The sequence below is a fragment of the uncultured Fluviicola sp. genome (genome assembly GCF_902168135.1).
Taxonomy (GTDB): Bacteria; Bacteroidota; Bacteroidia; order Flavobacteriales_D; family Crocinitomicaceae; genus Fluviicola.
The window spans coordinates 42,238-58,906 of the sequence record NZ_CABHOL010000026.1 but is presented as its reverse complement, the minus strand read 5'-3'; the positions used below and the strand labels follow the sequence as shown (position 1 = coordinate 58,906).

General features: G+C 41.8%; 13 protein-coding genes. 6 read left to right on the top strand and 7 right to left on the bottom strand.

Going from position 1 to position 16,669, the window contains the following annotated elements; all coding sequences use genetic code 11:
* The first annotated feature begins 14 nt into the window (after positions 1 to 14).
* Positions 15 to 1,409, top strand: a complete 1,395-nt coding sequence (locus QZT69_RS11210) for a hypothetical protein (RefSeq protein ID WP_294674114.1) — start codon at positions 15 to 17, stop codon at positions 1,407 to 1,409.
* A 303-nt stretch (positions 1,410 to 1,712) separates the two neighbouring features.
* Here QZT69_RS11210 and groL read toward each other — a convergent pair whose 3' ends face one another.
* From groL to miaB, 7 genes are all read right to left on the bottom strand, one after another.
* Entirely contained in the window at positions 1,713 to 3,344 is a 1,632-nt protein-coding gene (gene groL, locus QZT69_RS11205; protein ID WP_294674113.1) for a chaperonin GroEL, read from the bottom strand.
* Between the two features lie 207 nt (positions 3,345 to 3,551).
* The gene (gene groES / locus QZT69_RS11200) at positions 3,552 to 3,830 is read right to left on the bottom strand and encodes a co-chaperone GroES (RefSeq protein WP_294674112.1); all 279 of its coding nucleotides are present in this window, start codon (positions 3,828 to 3,830) and stop codon (positions 3,552 to 3,554) included.
* Between the two features lie 159 nt (positions 3,831 to 3,989).
* Complete coding sequence (secG, locus tag QZT69_RS11195; protein ID WP_294674111.1) at positions 3,990 to 4,313, bottom strand: preprotein translocase subunit SecG; 324 nt, start codon at positions 4,311 to 4,313, stop codon at positions 3,990 to 3,992.
* 1 nt (position 4,314) lies between these two features.
* Complete coding sequence (locus QZT69_RS11190; protein ID WP_294674110.1) at positions 4,315 to 5,508, bottom strand: hypothetical protein; 1,194 nt, start codon at positions 5,506 to 5,508, stop codon at positions 4,315 to 4,317.
* Positions 5,508 to 6,020, bottom strand: coding sequence for an LPS assembly lipoprotein LptE (gene lptE / locus QZT69_RS11185; RefSeq protein ID WP_294674109.1), 513 nt, complete (start codon positions 6,018 to 6,020; stop codon positions 5,508 to 5,510). Before lptE ends, QZT69_RS11190 begins: the two co-directional genes overlap by 1 nt.
* On the bottom strand, positions 6,017 to 7,279 hold the full coding sequence (locus QZT69_RS11180) for a sigma-54-dependent Fis family transcriptional regulator (RefSeq protein ID WP_294674108.1): 1,263 nt from the start codon (positions 7,277 to 7,279) through the stop codon (positions 6,017 to 6,019). Before QZT69_RS11180 ends, lptE begins: the two co-directional genes overlap by 4 nt.
* A gap of 6 nt (positions 7,280 to 7,285) precedes the next feature.
* Positions 7,286 to 8,725 (bottom strand): tRNA (N6-isopentenyl adenosine(37)-C2)-methylthiotransferase MiaB, encoded by a 1,440-nt coding sequence (gene miaB, locus QZT69_RS11175; protein ID WP_294674107.1) that lies wholly within the window; start codon positions 8,723 to 8,725, stop codon positions 7,286 to 7,288.
* A gap of 304 nt (positions 8,726 to 9,029) precedes the next feature.
* Between miaB and topA the strand changes: the two genes are divergently transcribed.
* The 5 genes from topA (at position 9,030) to gldL (ending at position 16,640) form a co-directional block, all read left to right on the top strand.
* The gene (topA, locus tag QZT69_RS11170) at positions 9,030 to 11,534 is read left to right on the top strand and encodes a type I DNA topoisomerase (RefSeq protein ID WP_294674106.1); all 2,505 of its coding nucleotides are present in this window, start codon (positions 9,030 to 9,032) and stop codon (positions 11,532 to 11,534) included.
* A gap of 246 nt (positions 11,535 to 11,780) precedes the next feature.
* Positions 11,781 to 12,938, top strand: a complete 1,158-nt coding sequence (locus QZT69_RS11165) for a formimidoylglutamase (protein WP_294674105.1) — start codon at positions 11,781 to 11,783, stop codon at positions 12,936 to 12,938.
* 188 nt (positions 12,939 to 13,126) lie between these two features.
* Positions 13,127 to 14,098: a type IX secretion system membrane protein PorP/SprF gene (locus QZT69_RS11160; RefSeq protein ID WP_294674103.1), complete on the top strand. Its 972-nt coding sequence runs from the start codon at positions 13,127 to 13,129 to the stop codon at positions 14,096 to 14,098.
* A gap of 114 nt (positions 14,099 to 14,212) precedes the next feature.
* Complete coding sequence (locus tag QZT69_RS11155; RefSeq protein WP_294674102.1) at positions 14,213 to 15,757, top strand: SUMF1/EgtB/PvdO family nonheme iron enzyme; 1,545 nt, start codon at positions 14,213 to 14,215, stop codon at positions 15,755 to 15,757.
* A gap of 58 nt (positions 15,758 to 15,815) precedes the next feature.
* Positions 15,816 to 16,640 (top strand): gliding motility protein GldL, encoded by an 825-nt coding sequence (gldL, locus tag QZT69_RS11150; protein ID WP_294674100.1) that lies wholly within the window; start codon positions 15,816 to 15,818, stop codon positions 16,638 to 16,640.
* Positions 16,641 to 16,669: the final 29 nt, after the last annotated feature.

Genomic DNA, 16,669 nt, shown 5'->3' with positions numbered 1-16,669 from the left:
AAACGTTAACAAAAATGAATAAATTAAAAATCATCCCCCTCATTGCCTTTACATCATTTAATCTATGTGCGCAAAATGTAAAAGTAGATTTAAAAGATATCTTGTTAGAACGCAGAGACGAAATATCACCTAATTACATAAATGTTCTAAATGATGGGACTATTCTGTTTAAAGCAAAAGAACATTATTATAAATTCGATTTAAATGGAAAACTAATTGGTTCACCTGAAAAAAATGGTAGCGGTAATGTAAAATATAATCCGGAAGCATCTTCTATTTTAGATACAGAGAATGATTTGTTATTATATTTCAATGGAAAGGATCAATTGACGATTACAAAATTTCATGGTGATAGACCTAATGAATATAGTACAATTCCTTTTCCTAAATTGAAGGATGTTTCAGACGCTGGTTCCCCGGCTTACTCATCCGTTAAAATGATTAATGAGAAGGAGATAATAATTCTGGAAGCTTATAATGGTAGATCAAATGTGACTCATAGCGCAATAGCTATGGATAAAAATAAAGTGGATTATTTTCTTCGCGCTGTAAAAATCAATACAGAAACGAAGGAAGTTATAGAATCTTTCAAATTCATCAATAAATTAAATGTTGGTAAAAAGGATTTCAACACAATAGATGTTCGATCAGTAAATGTAGTGAACGGGAAGATTGTCGTTGGTGTTTTAATATGTAATAGTGTTAAAGCCGATGAGTATAATCCGTATTATAGAAAGATTGACGGTAGTTATGAATTATGGGAAGTAGATCTGGATTCCGATGAAGAGAAGATGATACAATCAATTCCAATTAAAACCCCGGTTAATACAAGATCTTGTTTGTTGTCTTGTAACGAATCCGGTTATTTGATGAATTGGACCGAATCTGTTGAAAAAGAAAATTATTTCGGTCTGTGTACGAAGTATGTATTATATGAAAAGGGTGAATTAAAGGAGTCGGTCAAGAAATTCCCAACGGATGTTTTAGCCTTACGTTTTCCAGGTAATCCAATTGACATTGAGTATGACAAAGCAAAAAATGGCGAATATTCTTATAGAATAGTTGGTAATGTTGGCAAGGGTCCCTTAGATAATAATCCTACACAAAGAGTTTTCTTATTTGGCGAAAACGATGAGGTGACAATTACTGATGTCAAAAGTGGAGCTGAATTGAAATATTGGAAAAATGGGAAAGAGATTAATTATTCGGAAAGCCATAATATTTCTCCTGATTTCATTGCTTCGTTAGAAGCCCCTTTATTGAAGAAATCTGCTATGAATTATTTATATAAGGGGAATTATTATACACTTCGTGGTGTAAATGATGAATTAATAATTGTGCATTGTGATTGGAGGGCAACGCTTGCGAAACCTGATTGTATTTTTGAAATTATTAGATTACCGCTATAACGAATTTTTTTCTTATAAATAGAAGGGAAAGCTAAAATCTGGAAGCAAGAAACCCGGATAAAATTGAAAAGTTGTTCCTAAAAACCTTACAAATCCAATTATAAGCGGGAACGTGATCCATCTTGTAGTGAACCACGTTCCCTGTATATATAGTCGTTCCTGTCTATCCTCGGCTAAGCCGAGGGAAGGAGGATCGGAAAGCCCTCTCCACCGTGGCGGAGAGAACTGTAATTGCTGCAAATATAAAACAAGTAGGGGTGCGATTAATCGCACCCCTACAATATTTTGGTTATGAATGAAATATTACATCATTCCCGGCATTCCACCCGGCATTCCGTGAGAATGCGGAGCTTCAACTTCCGGCTCATCTGCAATCACACATTCTGTTGTCAATAACATCGATGCGATAGATGCAGCGTTCTCGATTGCAATACGTGTTACTTTGGTAGGATCGATAACACCTGCTTCGTACAGGTTTTGATACTGGTCTGTGCGTGCATTGTATCCGAAATCCCCTTTTCCTTCGCGTACTTTCTGAACAACAACAGCACCTTCACCACCTGCGTTTGCGATGATTTGGCGCAAAGGCTCTTCAATAGCACGTTTCACAATAGCAATTCCTGTTGTTTCGTCGTCGTTTACCCCTGTCAGTGTATCCAATGCATCCATTGCACGGATCAAAGCAACACCTCCACCAGGTACGATTCCTTCTTCTACAGCAGCTCTTGTTGCAGCCAATGCATCATCCACACGGTCCTTTTTCTCTTTCATTTCAACTTCCGTAGGAGCTCCAATGTAAAGAACAGCAACACCACCGGCCAATTTCGCCAAACGTTCCTGTAACTTCTCACGATCGTAATCGGAAGTAGTGGATTCCATTTGTGCTTTGATCTGACCGATACGAGCCTGGATAGCATCTTTCTGGCCGGATCCGTTGATGATCGTTGTGTTGTCTTTGTCGATCTCTACTTTTTCAGCAGTTCCCAGCATATCCAAAGTTGCGTTCTCTAAAGTAAGTCCGCGCTCTTCTGTAATCACTTGTCCGCCTGTCAGGATAGCGATATCTTCCAGCATTGCTTTTCTGCGGTCACCGAATCCCGGAGCTTTCACAGCAGCAATTTTCAAAGATCCGCGTAAACGGTTTACAACCAATGTGGTCAATGCTTCACCGTCTACATCTTCAGCGATGATGATCAATGATTTCCCGTTCTGAACAACCGGTTCCAAAATAGGAAGCAATTCCTTCATGTTGCTGATCTTCTTATCGTAGATCAAAATCAACGGATGCTCCATTTCAGCAATCATTTTGTCCGTGTTTGTAACGAAGTAAGGAGACAAATATCCGCGGTCGAATTGCATTCCTTCCACAGTCTTAACGTCAGTTTCTGTTCCTTTTGCTTCTTCAACAGTGATTACACCGTCGTTACCAACCACTTTCATGGCCTCAGCGATCAATGAACCGATCGTTTCGTCGTTGTTTGCAGAGATCGTAGCAATCTGCTTGATCTTGTCGTTGTCTGAACCTACTTCTTTGGAGATTTTTTTCAAATCTGAAACCACAGAAAGAACTGCTTTGTCGATTCCACGCTTCAAGTCCATTGGATTTGCTCCGGCAGCAACGTTTTTCAATCCTGCCGTGATGATAGCCTGAGCCAATACCGTTGCAGTAGTAGTTCCGTCACCGGCAATGTCTGCTGTTTTGGAAGCGACTTCTTTCACCATCTGAGCTCCCATATTTTCAATAGGATCAGCCAGTTCGATTTCTTTAGCAACGGAAACTCCATCCTTGGTTACCTGTGGTGCTCCGAACTTCTTCCCGATTACTACGTTTCTTCCTTTCGGACCTAAAGTTACTTTCACTGCATTTGCCAATGAATCAACTCCTTTTTTAAGCTTCTCACGAGCTTCAACATCAAAATAAATTTGCTTTGCCATTTTTTTATGTCTGAATGTGTTTAATTAATTGTTACTTGAATGTTCAAATGTTCAAATGTTCAAATGTTCAAATGTTCAAATGTTCAAATGTTCAAATTGAACCGATTAAACTCTTTTGAACCTTCGGAGCTCTAAGAGCGTTTTCAAATCCTGACACCGAAGGTCGTCAGTGAAAGAAGATTTGAACTTTTTAAACCTTGTTTTGAACTATCCTATGATTCCGTAGATATCTCCTTGTTTCATGATCAGGTAATCTTTCCCGTCGATCTTAATCTCAGTACCGGAATATTGACCGTAAATAACGACGTTGTCCACTTTTACTTCCATCGGTTCGTCTTTTTTACCAGGTCCAACCGCGATTACCGTTCCTTTCAACGGTTTCTCTTTTGCAGTGTCAGGAATAATAATACCACTTGCTGTTACTTGCTCTGCCGCTGCAGGCTCAATTAGCACTCTGTCTGCTAAAGGTTTGAATGTTGTTGACATATTGTTATTCGTTTTAGATAAAATTTGACGGATTTATTTTGACTAAGATTGTGCCAATGTACGAATTATGTCAATTTTTCATTTTACACAAGTTTATAAATAAAAAATGTCAGTATGTTGTGACATACTGACATTTCAAAAACGTTTATAATCGATTGATTATTGCTGCTGCTGACCACCCTGAGCTCCACCTTGCTGACCTCCGGCAGGACCTTGTTGTCCACCAGTTTGCTCTTGCTTCTCAGGTTGTTTTACTTTTGCAGGTTTCATCAAACTTGTCAAACCGATACTTGCTACTAAAATTACAGCTGCAAGTGTCCATGTTGCTTTTTCGATAAAATCATTCGTACGTTGCACACCACCAAGCTGTTGAGCAGCACCGAAATCAGAAGATAAACCTCCTCCTTTTGGGTTCTGTACAAACACCACTACGATTAATAAAACACTTGCTAATACTAGTAAAATTGAAATTAATGCTATCATTTTATGAGGTAATTTTTTTCTTTAATTCTTCAATTTGGAGTGCAAATAAACTCTTTTTTTCTGGAAATGCCAAACTTAATTGATGATAAACATGAATTGCTTTTGGAAAATTCCCCTGCGCCGCATATATTTTTGCCAAAGTTTCCGAAACCGGGATACGCTCATCATCCAAACTTTCTTTTGCTTTTTTCGAAGGAGAATAAAATTCAGCCTTTGGTTTCGGCATAGTCGGATTAGTCTCGATGAATTTATCAATAATTTCCTGTTGGGTATTTTTCGCCTCTGTTTTTGGAGCTTGTGCCATCGCTGAAGCTGTCGGCGACATGCGATCAACCACTGGTGGAACAATCCTGGAATCTTTCGGAAGCGGAGCTTTCTCTTCTTCTGAATGATCCCCGGCTTTCAGCCAGCTTGTGAATGATCGCCTGGATTCTGACGAATTTGATGGAGAAACAGATGCTGTTTTTGTCTCAGATTCTTCCTTATCGCTCTCATTCGGGTTCTGTAAGTATGGTTCGATATAAGGCTCTTCCGTTGCTTCCTCCTGTACTGAAGCGATCAATGAATCTGCTGCAGGCTCATTCTCATTCTGTTTCTCTCCCTCATACTGCTCCTCATTCTCATTCTGCTTCTCCTTCTCACTTTGGGTCAGGTAGTCTTGCGAAAGAGTAGACGCGACCATTTCAAAATCAAAAATGTCTTTGATCTCTGGTTCAGTAGCTGTCTCGGAAATAATTTCTTCTTTCAGATCCAAATCAACTGATAATTCTATGATGGGCTCTTCCTGTTCTTCCACTTCTTCAATCGCGGGTTCCGGAACAACCTCCAAAACCGGAGTGATTTCTTCGTCCTGATCTGCAGTGACTGATAAGTCTAAGTTTACTACCGGTTCATTCTCATTTTGCTTCTGTTCCTCATTCTCCCTCTCATTCTCATGCTGAATCAAAGCTTCACCTTCAAAAGCGGAATGAAGCAAATGGAATAAACGTGCACGATCGGATAACTTGTAAGCCTGTTTTGGCAGTGCTTCGTCCAAATGAATGGATTGGAAACGGGAAACTCCCTGCAAATACAATAAAGAATAGACTGAAGAATAGGGATGTTTTTCAGACAATTCACGCAACACATCTACGTCCTCGGAACGCATGAGCTCCGGTCGCAGGATGAATTCGGCTATTTGTTCTGTATTCAGCATTACCAATTGGATAACAGTTTATTTACTACGTCTTGTACCACCTGCTGGTTAATGGATTCCAATAAGCGGGTCTCAACGTCTACCAATTGTTCGTTTGATTCGTAGTCGGCGAAACGCGAGCTTGTAAATTCCATTTTTTCCAAACCTTTATTAGGTGTAATAATAGTGAAATTAACTGAAACCGTTAAACGGTTCTTTGCTGCAAGATCTCCCTGCTGGATGGCAATGGGAGAAGTATTATAACCTGAGATAGTTCCGCTGATCTTTACTTCTGCTTCATCTATGGTGGAAGCTAATTTTAAACGTGTATTGTTCTGGATCCCGCTTCGAAGTGCCTCAGATAAATTTGCCGGGTAATTCGACGGAGCAGTTGCTGCACTTAGTTCCAATGGAGTAATGTAGAATTTCCTCCAGTTTTCCGGCATAGAAGTATCGATCGGACTCATAAATGATTTCGGCCAGCAGCTTGTTAAGCCTGCTAATAAAACAAGTGCAATTGCTAGTCTTTTCATCCCTGGATATCGTATTCTTTGATCTTACGGTACAAAGTTCGTTCCGAAATTCCCAGTTCTTCGGCTGCGTATTTTCTTCGTCCGCGGTGTTTGTCCAGTGCTTTTTGGATCAATTCCTTTTCACGATCTTCCAGTGAAAGGGATTCCTGCACTTCCTCATGGATCTCAATATCTTCGGTTTCATCCCGGTAGTTGTCGGCATCGTAAACAACCGGTTTGGCTGTTTCGGTCTTGATAGGAGCCGAAGGTAAAATGCGTTGTTCTCCGTGATTGAGATCGTGGTACAGGCGGTTCACAACTGCTGCCTGGTCATTCGACAAACTGAAATCTCCCTGGTGGTTCAACAATTCAACTACCAGTTTTTTCAATTCGTTCAAATCGTTTTTCATGTCGAAGAGGAACTTGTACATCAGTTCGCGCTCATCGATCTTGGTTTCGGGTGCTCCGACAACAGCGGGGAAAAACTCTTCGGCCTGCGGCAAGTAAGATTGCAAGCGAGGCCCATCGATATCACGCTCCTGTTCAATAACCGAGATTTGTTCTACCAGGTTTTTCAACTGGCGGATATTTCCCGGCCAATGGTAAGCGTTTAGTAATTCAACGGCATCTCCTGTCAATTTCACCGCAGGCATGCGGTACTTTTCTGCAAAATCACTGGCAAATTTTCGGAAAAGCAGGTAAATATCTTCCTGGCGCTGGCGCAAAGGCGGAAGCGGGATAGGAACGGTACTCAATCGGTATAATAAGTCTTCACGGAACTTGCCGGATTGAATGGCCCGCTGCATATTTTCATTGGTAGCCGCAACTACACGGACATTTGTTTTGATGACTTTGGAGGAGCCTACGCGGATAAATTCACCGGTTTCCAATACACGAAGCAAACGAACTTGAGTCTGCATCGGCAATTCGGCAACTTCATCCAGGAAAATAGTCCCGCCGTCTGCTACTTCAAAATAACCCTGGCGGCTTCCTGTTGCTCCGGTAAAAGATCCCTTTTCGTGCCCGAATAATTCCGAATCGATGGTTCCTTCCGGGATTGCCCCGCAGTTCACAGCAATGTATTCGTTGTGTTTGCGCGCACTCAACTGGTGAATGACTTGCGGAATGATTTCTTTACCGGTTCCGCTTTCCCCGGTCACCAAAACCGAAATATCTGTTGGCGCCACTTGCATTGCAACTTCTAGGGCACGATTCAGTTGCGGAGCATTTCCGATGATCCCGAACCGCTGCTTGATTTGTTGAAGTGATAGGCTGCTCATCTTGTATTAGTTAGCGTGGTTTACTAATTCTCCGATCAATGTTGCAGAAGTGCAATCGGTGATTTTAACCAGTACGTATTCCCCTTTCTTGGCATTTCCTTTCGGGAATACAACCATGGAGTTTCTTCCGTCTCTTCCGCAGAAATGTTCTTCCGAACGCTTGGATGGTCCTTCCACCAATACTTTGGCAATTTTTCCTACCTGGTTTTTATGGGAAGCAGCTGAACTTTCCAACTGCAAAGCGATGATTTCCTCCAAACGTTTTCCTTTTACGTCGTCCGGAACATCGTCTTTGAACTTACGTTCAGCCAATGTTTTCGGTCTTTCGGAGTATTTGAACATGTAGGCAAAATCGTAACCGACTTCTTTCATCAAAGAAACCGTTTCGTTATGCTCTTCGTCAGTTTCTCCGCAGAAACCGGTAATAATATCTGTTGAGATTGCACAATCCGGAATGATACGCTTGATAGCCGCAATGCGGTCCAAATACCATTCCCGCGAATAACCACGGTTCATGCGTTCCAATACATTTGAATTTCCGGATTGTACCGGTAGGTGGATGTACGGACAAATATTTTCATATTTAGCCATAACTTCCAACACGTCATCCGTCATGTCTTTCGGGTGGGAAGTTGAGAAACGGATTCTTAGGTCCGGGTTGATCAAAGCCACCATTTCCATCAACTGCGCAAAGTTGGTTGTCGGGATGGATTCATCCTTAATAACACCTTTGCTGCTCATATTCCAACGGTAACTATCTACGTTCTGTCCCAAAAGGGTTACTTCACGGTAGCCGTTAGCGAATAAATCTTTACATTCCTGTACAATGGTTTGCGGATCCCTGGAACGTTCTCTTCCGCGAGTGAAAGGAACCACGCAGAAAGAACACATGTTGTCGCATCCACGGGTGATTGTTACGAAAGCACTCACGCCGCCCTGGTCCATTCTCACCGGAGAAATGTCGGCATACGTTTCCTCACGGGAAAGCAATACGTTCACCGCACGCTGGCCTGTTCCTACTTCATCGATCAAATTCGGAAGGTCGCGGTAAGCATCCGGTCCTGCAACCAAATCGACCAATTGTTCTTCCTCCAGTAAGGATTGCTTCAGACGCTCGGCCATACATCCCAGAATACCAACAACGAGATTCGGCTGGTCGGCTTTACGTTTCTTAAATTCAGTCAGGCGGTTACGAACACGTGTTTCGGCATTCTCACGAATGGAGCAGGTATTAATAAGGACAACATCTGCCTCATCGATGTTTCGAGTAGTGGTGTATCCTTCTTTGGTCATGATGGAAGCAACAACCTCGCTATCACTGAAGTTCATTTGGCAACCGTAACTTTCTACATACAATTTTTTGGCGCCTGTTCCTCCTTCCAGGATAATTGCTTCTCCTTGTCTGCTTTCGTCAATAACCTTATTTAAACCGTGATTCTCTAACATGCTTGAATTTTTAGTGTGCAACGCTTATGCTGAAGCTTGTGCCGCCGCTAAAGCTTTGGCGACATGCGGTCAGCGAAGGCACAAAAATAGGTTTTATGACAGACATGTCAAAATGTCATGGATGTTAATTTTTTAGAAAAGCCAGTTGATTTTAGAATGAAATTTTGGTTTTCAAAAAAATCTAAACTATCGTTTAAATAAGGACTGCCATTTATTTCGAGGGGCAATCGTTTGTTTTTTGTTTTTAAATCCATTTATATTTGTGCACCGCTTCGAATCGTTTCGGGCCGAAAATTTAGTTAGCATGAGTAAGAATTTAGTAATAGTTGAGTCACCTGCAAAGGCAAAAACCATTGAAGGATATTTAGGAAAGGACTTTACTGTAAAATCAAGTTTCGGACACGTGCGTGATTTGGCTTCGAAAGGGTTAGCCATCGATGTGGAAAATAATTTCACCCCCGAATATGAGGTCAGTTCGGACAAGAAAGCACTGGTTGCCGAATTGAAGAAATTAGCGAAAGAATCCGATGTGGTATGGCTCGCTACCGATGAGGACCGCGAAGGAGAAGCTATTTCCTGGCACTTGTATGAAACACTCGGCCTTGCTAAAAAAGATACGAAGCGGATTACTTTCAACGAGATTACAAAAGGCGCGATTCTAAAAGCAATTGAAAACCCGCGCCAAATCAATAAACCTTTGGTAGATGCACAGCAGGCGAGACGCGTTTTAGACCGTTTGGTAGGTTTTGAGCTTTCCCCTGTATTGTGGAAAAAAGTTAGGCCCAGCTTGTCTGCCGGACGTGTACAATCTGTTGCTGTGCGTTTGATTGTTGAGCGTGAAAAGGAAATCCAGAATTTTCATGCTGAGAGCTATTTCCGTGTAACAGGCGAATTCCTAAAAGGAAAGGAGCGCATCAAGGCAGAAGTTTCGAAACATTTCGGGACCGATACGGAAGTGAATTCCTTCCTGGAAAACTGTGCGAAAACAGAGTTTAAAGTTCTGGACGTTCAGCAGAAACCGGCAAAGAAAACTCCGGCATCTCCGTTCACGACTTCTACCTTGCAGCAAGAGGCTTCTTTGAAATTGGGATTCTCCGTTTCAAGAACCATGCAGGTTGCACAAAAATTATACGAAGCAGGACACATTACTTACATGCGTACCGATTCCGTGAATTTATCGGAAACGGCTATGCAGGGAGCAAAAAATGAAATTCTTTCGGCTTATGGGGCGCAATATTCCCATCCGACAAAATACACGAATAAAAGTTCCAATGCACAGGAGGCTCACGAAGCCATTCGTCCGACGAACTTTGCCATGCATGCTTTGAGTTATGGAGAAAGAGATGAAGTGCGTTTGTACGATTTGATCTGGAAACGGGCCATAGCTTCTCAGATGAGCCATGCGGAATTGGAAAGAACAACGATTTCTATCGGAGATCAGAAACTTCCGGAAGTCTTCCAGGCAAAAGGAGAGGTGATCAAATTTGACGGTTTCCTGAAAGTATACCTTGAGACAAATCTGGACGAAGAAGAGAACGACAGCGAAACAGAAGGATTGCTTCCTGCAGTTCAGGTCGGGGAAACGTTGAATCGTGATTTTATCCGTGCTACGCAGCGATTTACAAGACCTTCTGCACGTTACGTGGAAGCTTCTTTGGTAAAGAAACTGGAAGAATTGGGAATCGGACGCCCATCAACTTATGCACCGACCATTTCAACCATCCAGAAACGCGGATACGTGGAAAAGCAGGAAAGAGAAGGAGAAGAGCGCGCGTACCAGGTGTTGGAATTGAAAGGTTCGGAGATCAATAAGCAAACGAAGAAAGAAATCACCGGTAAGGAAAAGAATAAGTTGTTCCCGACGGACATAGGAATGGTTGTGACGGATTTCCTGATCGATCATTTCGGCGGAATTATGGATTACCATTTCACAGCGGAAGTGGAAGAGCAGTTTGATGAAATTGCGCGTGGTAAAATGGAATGGACGGAAATGTTGAATTCGTTCTACAAGCCTTTCCACGAAAATGTGGAGGATACGCTGGAACATTCTGATCGTGCTACCGGTGAGCGTGAATTGGGAACAGATCCGGATTCCGGTAAAAAAGTTATTGCACGAATCGGTCGTTTCGGACCAATGATCCAAATTGGTGACGAAAAGGAAGACGGAGATAAACCGAAATTTGCCTCTTTACTAAGTTCTCAAAGTATCCATACCATTACCCTGCAGGAAGCACTGGACTTGTTCCAATTACCAAAAAGTTTGGGAGAGTACAAAGGCCAGGCTGTAGAGGTGAATGTAGGTCGTTTTGGTCCGTATGTGAAATTCGGAGATCAGTTTATTTCTCTTGCAAAAGGCGATGATCCGATGGATTTTACGATGGATCAGGCAATTGTTTTGATAGACTCGAAACTACAGGCAGATGCACCGATCGGAACTTATGAAGGAAAACCGGTTCAAAAAGGTGTTGGCCGCTTCGGTCCGTTTATCAAATGGAACGGGATTTTCATCAACGTCAGCAAGAAATACGATTTCGACAATCTTACCCAAAATGATATAGATACGCTGGTTGCCGAAAAAATCCAGAAGGACATTGATAAAGTAGTTCATGACTGGAAAGAAGAAGGTATTCGTGTTGAAAAAGCACGTTGGGGGAAATCTGTGATCCTGAAGGGCAAATTAAAGATTGAACTTCCGAGTACGGTAGATGCGGTTGCATTGACTCTTGACAAAGTGAAAGAAATGATCGAGAAAAAAGCACCTGCTAAGAAAGCACCGGCAAAAAAGAAAGCAGCTCCTAAGAAGAAGTAGTGAAGCTACTAAAGACCTAATTACGATCCGTCAGCTGACGGATCAGTGCGAAAGTAATTGGGGATAGCCCTAATTGAAAAATTTAAAGGGGTAATTGAAAAGGTTTTAAAGACAGCTTTTCTTTTCAATTTTACCATTCTCCATTCTCCATACTATTGAGTTATTAACTTTCGACTCTTTATTCTTAATTGAAAAGGTCGGTTCTTTGAAGTTTCATTCACTTATTTTTGTCGAAAGACATCTCGAATGAAGGACATATCTATTTATTTCAGTTCACTTGAAACCATTGAAAACCCCGCTTCCGAATCGTTGGGAGAGTTTATTGTGCGCCACGACGGGTCCGGTTTTCCTGAAATAGATCGTGCGGGTATTGCTTTAATCTATGTTCCCGAATTCAGAAATGGTGAAATGTCCTTACACGGTCAAACGGATGATCGTTTCCGTAACCATCTCCATACTTACTTTCCTACCGCCAACTGGAATTTTAAGATTTATGACCTTGGTAATCTTATGCCTGGCGAACGGGTAGAAGATACTTACTTTGCTTTGAGACAGGTTGTTGCAGAATTGGTCAAGAAATCAGTCATTCCGGTTGTAGTAGGTGGTTCACAGGATTTGACATACGCCATGTATCAGGGCTACGAAGAATTGGAGCAATTGATCAACGTGCTGAATGTGGATTCCAGGCTGGATTTGGGAGATCCTGAACTTCCTGTCGGGAAAGATGCTTACGTTAGCAAGTTATTGATGCACCGGCCTTGTTACCTTTTCAACCTCTCGGTGATCGGATACCAGACTCCATTGGTAAAAGCTTCGGAGATCGATCTTTTTGAAAAACTATTCTTCGATGCCATTCGTTTGGGGGAATTTAAGGGAGATTTCCGGGTAGCAGAACCTTTGCTTCGAAATACAGATTTACTAAGTATTGATCTTCAGTCAATCAAAGCTTCTGATTTCAAAGGAAAATACTTTTCACAGCCAAATGGGTTTGATAATATGGACATCTGTCAGATCGCCAAGTATGCAGGTATCTCCGATAAACTGACATCCGTTGGGTTGTTTAACCTGCTTCCGGGTGATATCGCAGAAAGTGCCCATTCGGAAATTGCACAGATAATCTGGTATTTTATAGATGGTTATTCACAACGTGTCGGCGACTTCCCGATTGGTTCCAAAAAGGATTACACGAAGTTTACCGTTTTCCTGGATGAAATAAATCACGACATTATTTTCTACCGCAGTAATCGCTCCGAACGCTGGTGGATGGAAGTTCCTTATCCTCCGAAGGAAGGAATTAAATACGAAAGACATCACATGGTTCCGTGTGATAAATCTCAGTATAACAACGCTTTAAACGGCGACATACCTAACTTGTGGTGGAAAACATATCAAAAGCTGGGGTAACCTTTTCTCCTTTGTTCCGTAATAAGAGTTTGTGTTAAATATTTATCTCTTCAACATTTCATTGTGGAAAAGATGGATTGATTGCACTAAAAAATTTTGTTTGTTCTAAAAAATACTTATTTTAGTCGCCAATTGGCTAAAATTTGTTAAAGTCAAGCACGTTAAAACCATAATTAGGACCCTTTAATATGAATAAAACGTTACGTATTTTATCAGCGTTTGTGTTGTGTTCTTTTGGAGCTTCTGCTCAGCAAGATATTGCATTAACACATTTTATTTACAATAAGTTCGCCATCAACCCGGGCGCTACTGGTATTGAAGAAGGGTTGTGTGGAAATTTAATTTATCGCAACCAGTGGGATAAAGTAAACGGAGCACCGAATTCTGTAGTCTTTAATGCTGAAGTGAACATGGAGAGCTTTGGTAAGTGGACCGGAGGTTTTGGGTTGAACTTCACGCATGATGCAATTGGTTTCCAAAGACAAAACAACGTGATGTTGAATTATTCGCATCATATCCAGTTGGGTAACGGTCGACTAGGCCTTGGATTGGGTGTCGGAATGGTGAATTTCGGTATGAGCCCTACGTGGATTGGTCCTCAGACACAGATTGACCCTACGTTCCCGGGAGCAAGTTCAGCAATTACTTTTGACTTAAACTTTGGTTTGTACTACCGAGCTGAGAATTGGTATGCGGGATTGTCTTCTACTCACTTGCAGGCTTCTGCTTTGAACCTGACAACCCAGCTTCCTTCTACCAGCGGTACAGGTACTGTTCCTTATGACTTAGCTCGTCACTACTATGCAATGGGAGGGTATACTTTCAAAGCGTTAGGACCTGGTGATCTGGATATCCAGGGAACTTTGCAAACAGATTTGCGTAAATATTCCGGGAATCTGAATGCGCGCTATATCTTTAAAGGATTCCTTTACGGAGGTCTTGGGTTCAGAAACAGCGATGCGGTTTCAGTATTGTTAGGATGGAGAGCATTTAATATTACAACACCAAAAAATAGAATGTTTATGTGGGTTGGTTATTCTTACGATATCACAATCGGTAGATTATCAAAGATTTCCAACGGTACACATGAGATCGCGCTTAAGTTCTGTTATATCCCTGTGATACCAATTACGAAAGCACATCACCCTAAATGGTTGTAAAATCAAAAAAAAATTACGAATCTTTGTAACCATTTTTTATTCGATTCCGTTATATCGCAAAATTGATCCTGTAGAATGTTAACGATAAATCCGGAACTGTAAAATTGAACTAGAATGAAAAAACTGTTGTTTATCGGTTTAATTGGGGCCTTTATTGCCTCTTGTAGCTCACGTAGTGGCCACTTGACAGGGACATTAGGTCGTAGAGTTTACCAGCCTGAGATTCCTCTTGGGATGGTGTATGTTCCTTCGGGTTCCTACATTATGGGGGAAAACGATCAGGATGTACCTTTCTTGCACCAAACTCGTGCAAAGACTGTGTCTGTTCAGGCATTTTATATTGATCAAACTGAGATCACGAATAACGAGTATCGTCAATTCGTGGATTGGGTAAGAGATTCAATGGCGCGTGAACGTATCTATTCCGGATTGGAAGAAGATGAAGAGGCATCCCGCTACATCAACTACAAAGATATGTACTTCGATGAAGGCGCTTTGGAGATGGTTGAATTCGAACCCTCTGACCGTGATGTGAATCGTGCGCAATTTGCGTTGAATTGGGATCGTAAGTTCGCTTATGATGATCCGGATTTGATGCCTTTGCTGGCGGACATGTATTATCCTCAGCCGGAGCGTTTCTACAAGCGTCGTGAATTTGATACCAGAAAATTGAACTTCAAGTACTATTGGATCGACTTAAGAGAGGCAGCTCAAAGAGGACGCATCGAAATTGTCCACAATGGAGTTGATAAAGATGGTAATGAGATCGCACCAGAACACCGTGATTTGAATACGCCTCCGCATCCTTTTACAGAAGAGCCTCAAGGTTTGGATAAGGATTTGAGCTACTTCAACAAAAAAGGACAAAGTACAGGTCTTCGTGGTCACGAGAACCGTCAGCGATTCATCATCGATGAAGAAATTAACGTTTATCCGGATACATTGGTTTGGGTTCGTGACTTTACTTACTCGTTCCACGATCCGATGACAAATATGTACTTCTGGCATCCGGCTTACGATAACTATCCGGTTATCGGGATTACTTGGGTACAGGCTAAAGCATTTTCAATCTGGAGAACGCAGTTGTTGAACAACTGGCTTTCGGCGATGGGAGATTTGTTCGTGAATGATTTCCGTTTGCCGACTGAAGCTGAGTGGGAAAGAGCTGCTCGTGGAGATTTGAACAACTCACCATATCCATGGGGAGGTCCGTATATCCGTAACCAGAGTGGATGTTTCCTTGGGAACTTTAAACCGATGAGAGGTCGTTATTTTGAAGACGGTGGTTTCCACACAGTGAAAGCATATTCTTACAACCCGAACGGATGGGGTCTTTACTGTATGGCAGGTAACGTGTCAGAATGGTGTGAGACAGCTTATGACGAAGCGATGTACGAATTCTCTCATGACCTAAACACTGAGTACAGATATGACGCAATGGACTGGGATCCGCCTGCAATGAAACGTAAAGTTATCCGCGGTGGTTCCTGGAAAGATGTAGGTTATTATTTGCAAACATCAACTCGTACATACGAGTATCAGGATACTGCCAAATCGTACGTCGGATTCCGAAATGTGGCAACACACTTAGGTCGCGGTGGACGAGAATTCTCTAAAGAGGGTGGCGAGGAAATTCGTAGCGATATCCAACTTCGCTAAGAATAACAAACAATTACAAAACAATAAATTTGGTTAAACCTAAAAAACAAAGAAAACTATGAAACCAGGAAGTAAAGGATGGAAAAAGTTTATGGCGAAATTATACGGTTTCGGTGCGGCAGTCGTAATCGTTGGAGCCTTATTTAAAATTATGCACTGGCCTGGAGCTGGTCCGATGCTTGTAATCGGTCTGTCTACAGAAGCTATTATCTTCATCTTCTCGGCATTCGAACCGATTCATGAAGATCCAAACTGGGAGCTTGTTTATCCTGAATTAGCTTTCGCACACAGTGATGATTTAGATCACGATGCATTGCCTGCAGCAGGTGGAAGAGGAGGAAGAAATTCCGGGGGAACTGGAATTACTGAGCACTTGGATAAAATGTTGGAGGAAGCTAAAATTGACGGTCAATTGTTAGAGCGTTTAGGAGACGGAATGCGTCAGTTAGGTGAAAATGCTTCTCAATTGAAAGGTGTAACATCTGCAGCAGCGGCAACTGACTCTTATGTTTCTTCATTACAAGCGGCATCTGATAAAGTATCTTCTTTGTCTGAAGCATACGAAAGAGCATCTGTATCTATTTCAGGTATGACTTCAAATACTCAGGAAGGTGAATCATTCGGTGAGCAAATGCAAAAAGTTTCTAAAAACTTGGCGGCTTTGAACAACGTATACGAATTACAATTGAAAGGTTCTTCCGCTCACCTGGAAGCTACTGAGAAATTCCAGGGTCAGGTAACTGAAATGATGAAAAACTTGTCTGATTCAGCTGAAGATACAAGACGTTACAAAGAGAATATGGCAATGTTGTCTAAAAACTTAACTGATTTGAACGCAGTTTACGGCAACATGTTGAAAGCTATGACAATCTCCAGAGACTAATTTGTCACTGGGAACTTTATTAGAATATT

Bases quoted from the DNA above. Each gene is read 5' to 3' on its own strand.
- QZT69_RS11210 (WP_294674114.1), top strand. From the start codon at position 15: ATGAATAAATTAAAAATCATCCCCCTCATTGCCTTTACATCATTTAAT.
- secG (WP_294674111.1), bottom strand. From the start codon at position 4,313: ATGATAGCATTAATTTCAATTTTACTAGTATTAGCAAGTGTTTTATTA.
- groL (WP_294674113.1), bottom strand. From the start codon at position 3,344: ATGGCAAAGCAAATTTATTTTGATGTTGAAGCTCGTGAGAAGCTTAAA.
- groES (WP_294674112.1), bottom strand. From the start codon at position 3,830: ATGTCAACAACATTCAAACCTTTAGCAGACAGAGTGCTAATTGAGCCT.
- QZT69_RS11190 (WP_294674110.1), bottom strand. From the start codon at position 5,508: ATGCTGAATACAGAACAAATAGCCGAATTCATCCTGCGACCGGAGCTC.
- miaB (WP_294674107.1), bottom strand. From the start codon at position 8,725: ATGTTAGAGAATCACGGTTTAAATAAGGTTATTGACGAAAGCAGACAA.
- QZT69_RS11180 (WP_294674108.1), bottom strand. From the start codon at position 7,279: ATGAGCAGCCTATCACTTCAACAAATCAAGCAGCGGTTCGGGATCATC.
- QZT69_RS11155 (WP_294674102.1), top strand. From the start codon at position 14,213: ATGAAAAAACTGTTGTTTATCGGTTTAATTGGGGCCTTTATTGCCTCT.
- QZT69_RS11165 (WP_294674105.1), top strand. From the start codon at position 11,781: ATGAAGGACATATCTATTTATTTCAGTTCACTTGAAACCATTGAAAAC.
- gldL (WP_294674100.1), top strand. From the start codon at position 15,816: ATGAAACCAGGAAGTAAAGGATGGAAAAAGTTTATGGCGAAATTATAC.
- topA (WP_294674106.1), top strand. From the start codon at position 9,030: ATGAGTAAGAATTTAGTAATAGTTGAGTCACCTGCAAAGGCAAAAACC.
- QZT69_RS11160 (WP_294674103.1), top strand. From the start codon at position 13,127: ATGAATAAAACGTTACGTATTTTATCAGCGTTTGTGTTGTGTTCTTTT.
- lptE (WP_294674109.1), bottom strand. From the start codon at position 6,020: ATGAAAAGACTAGCAATTGCACTTGTTTTATTAGCAGGCTTAACAAGC.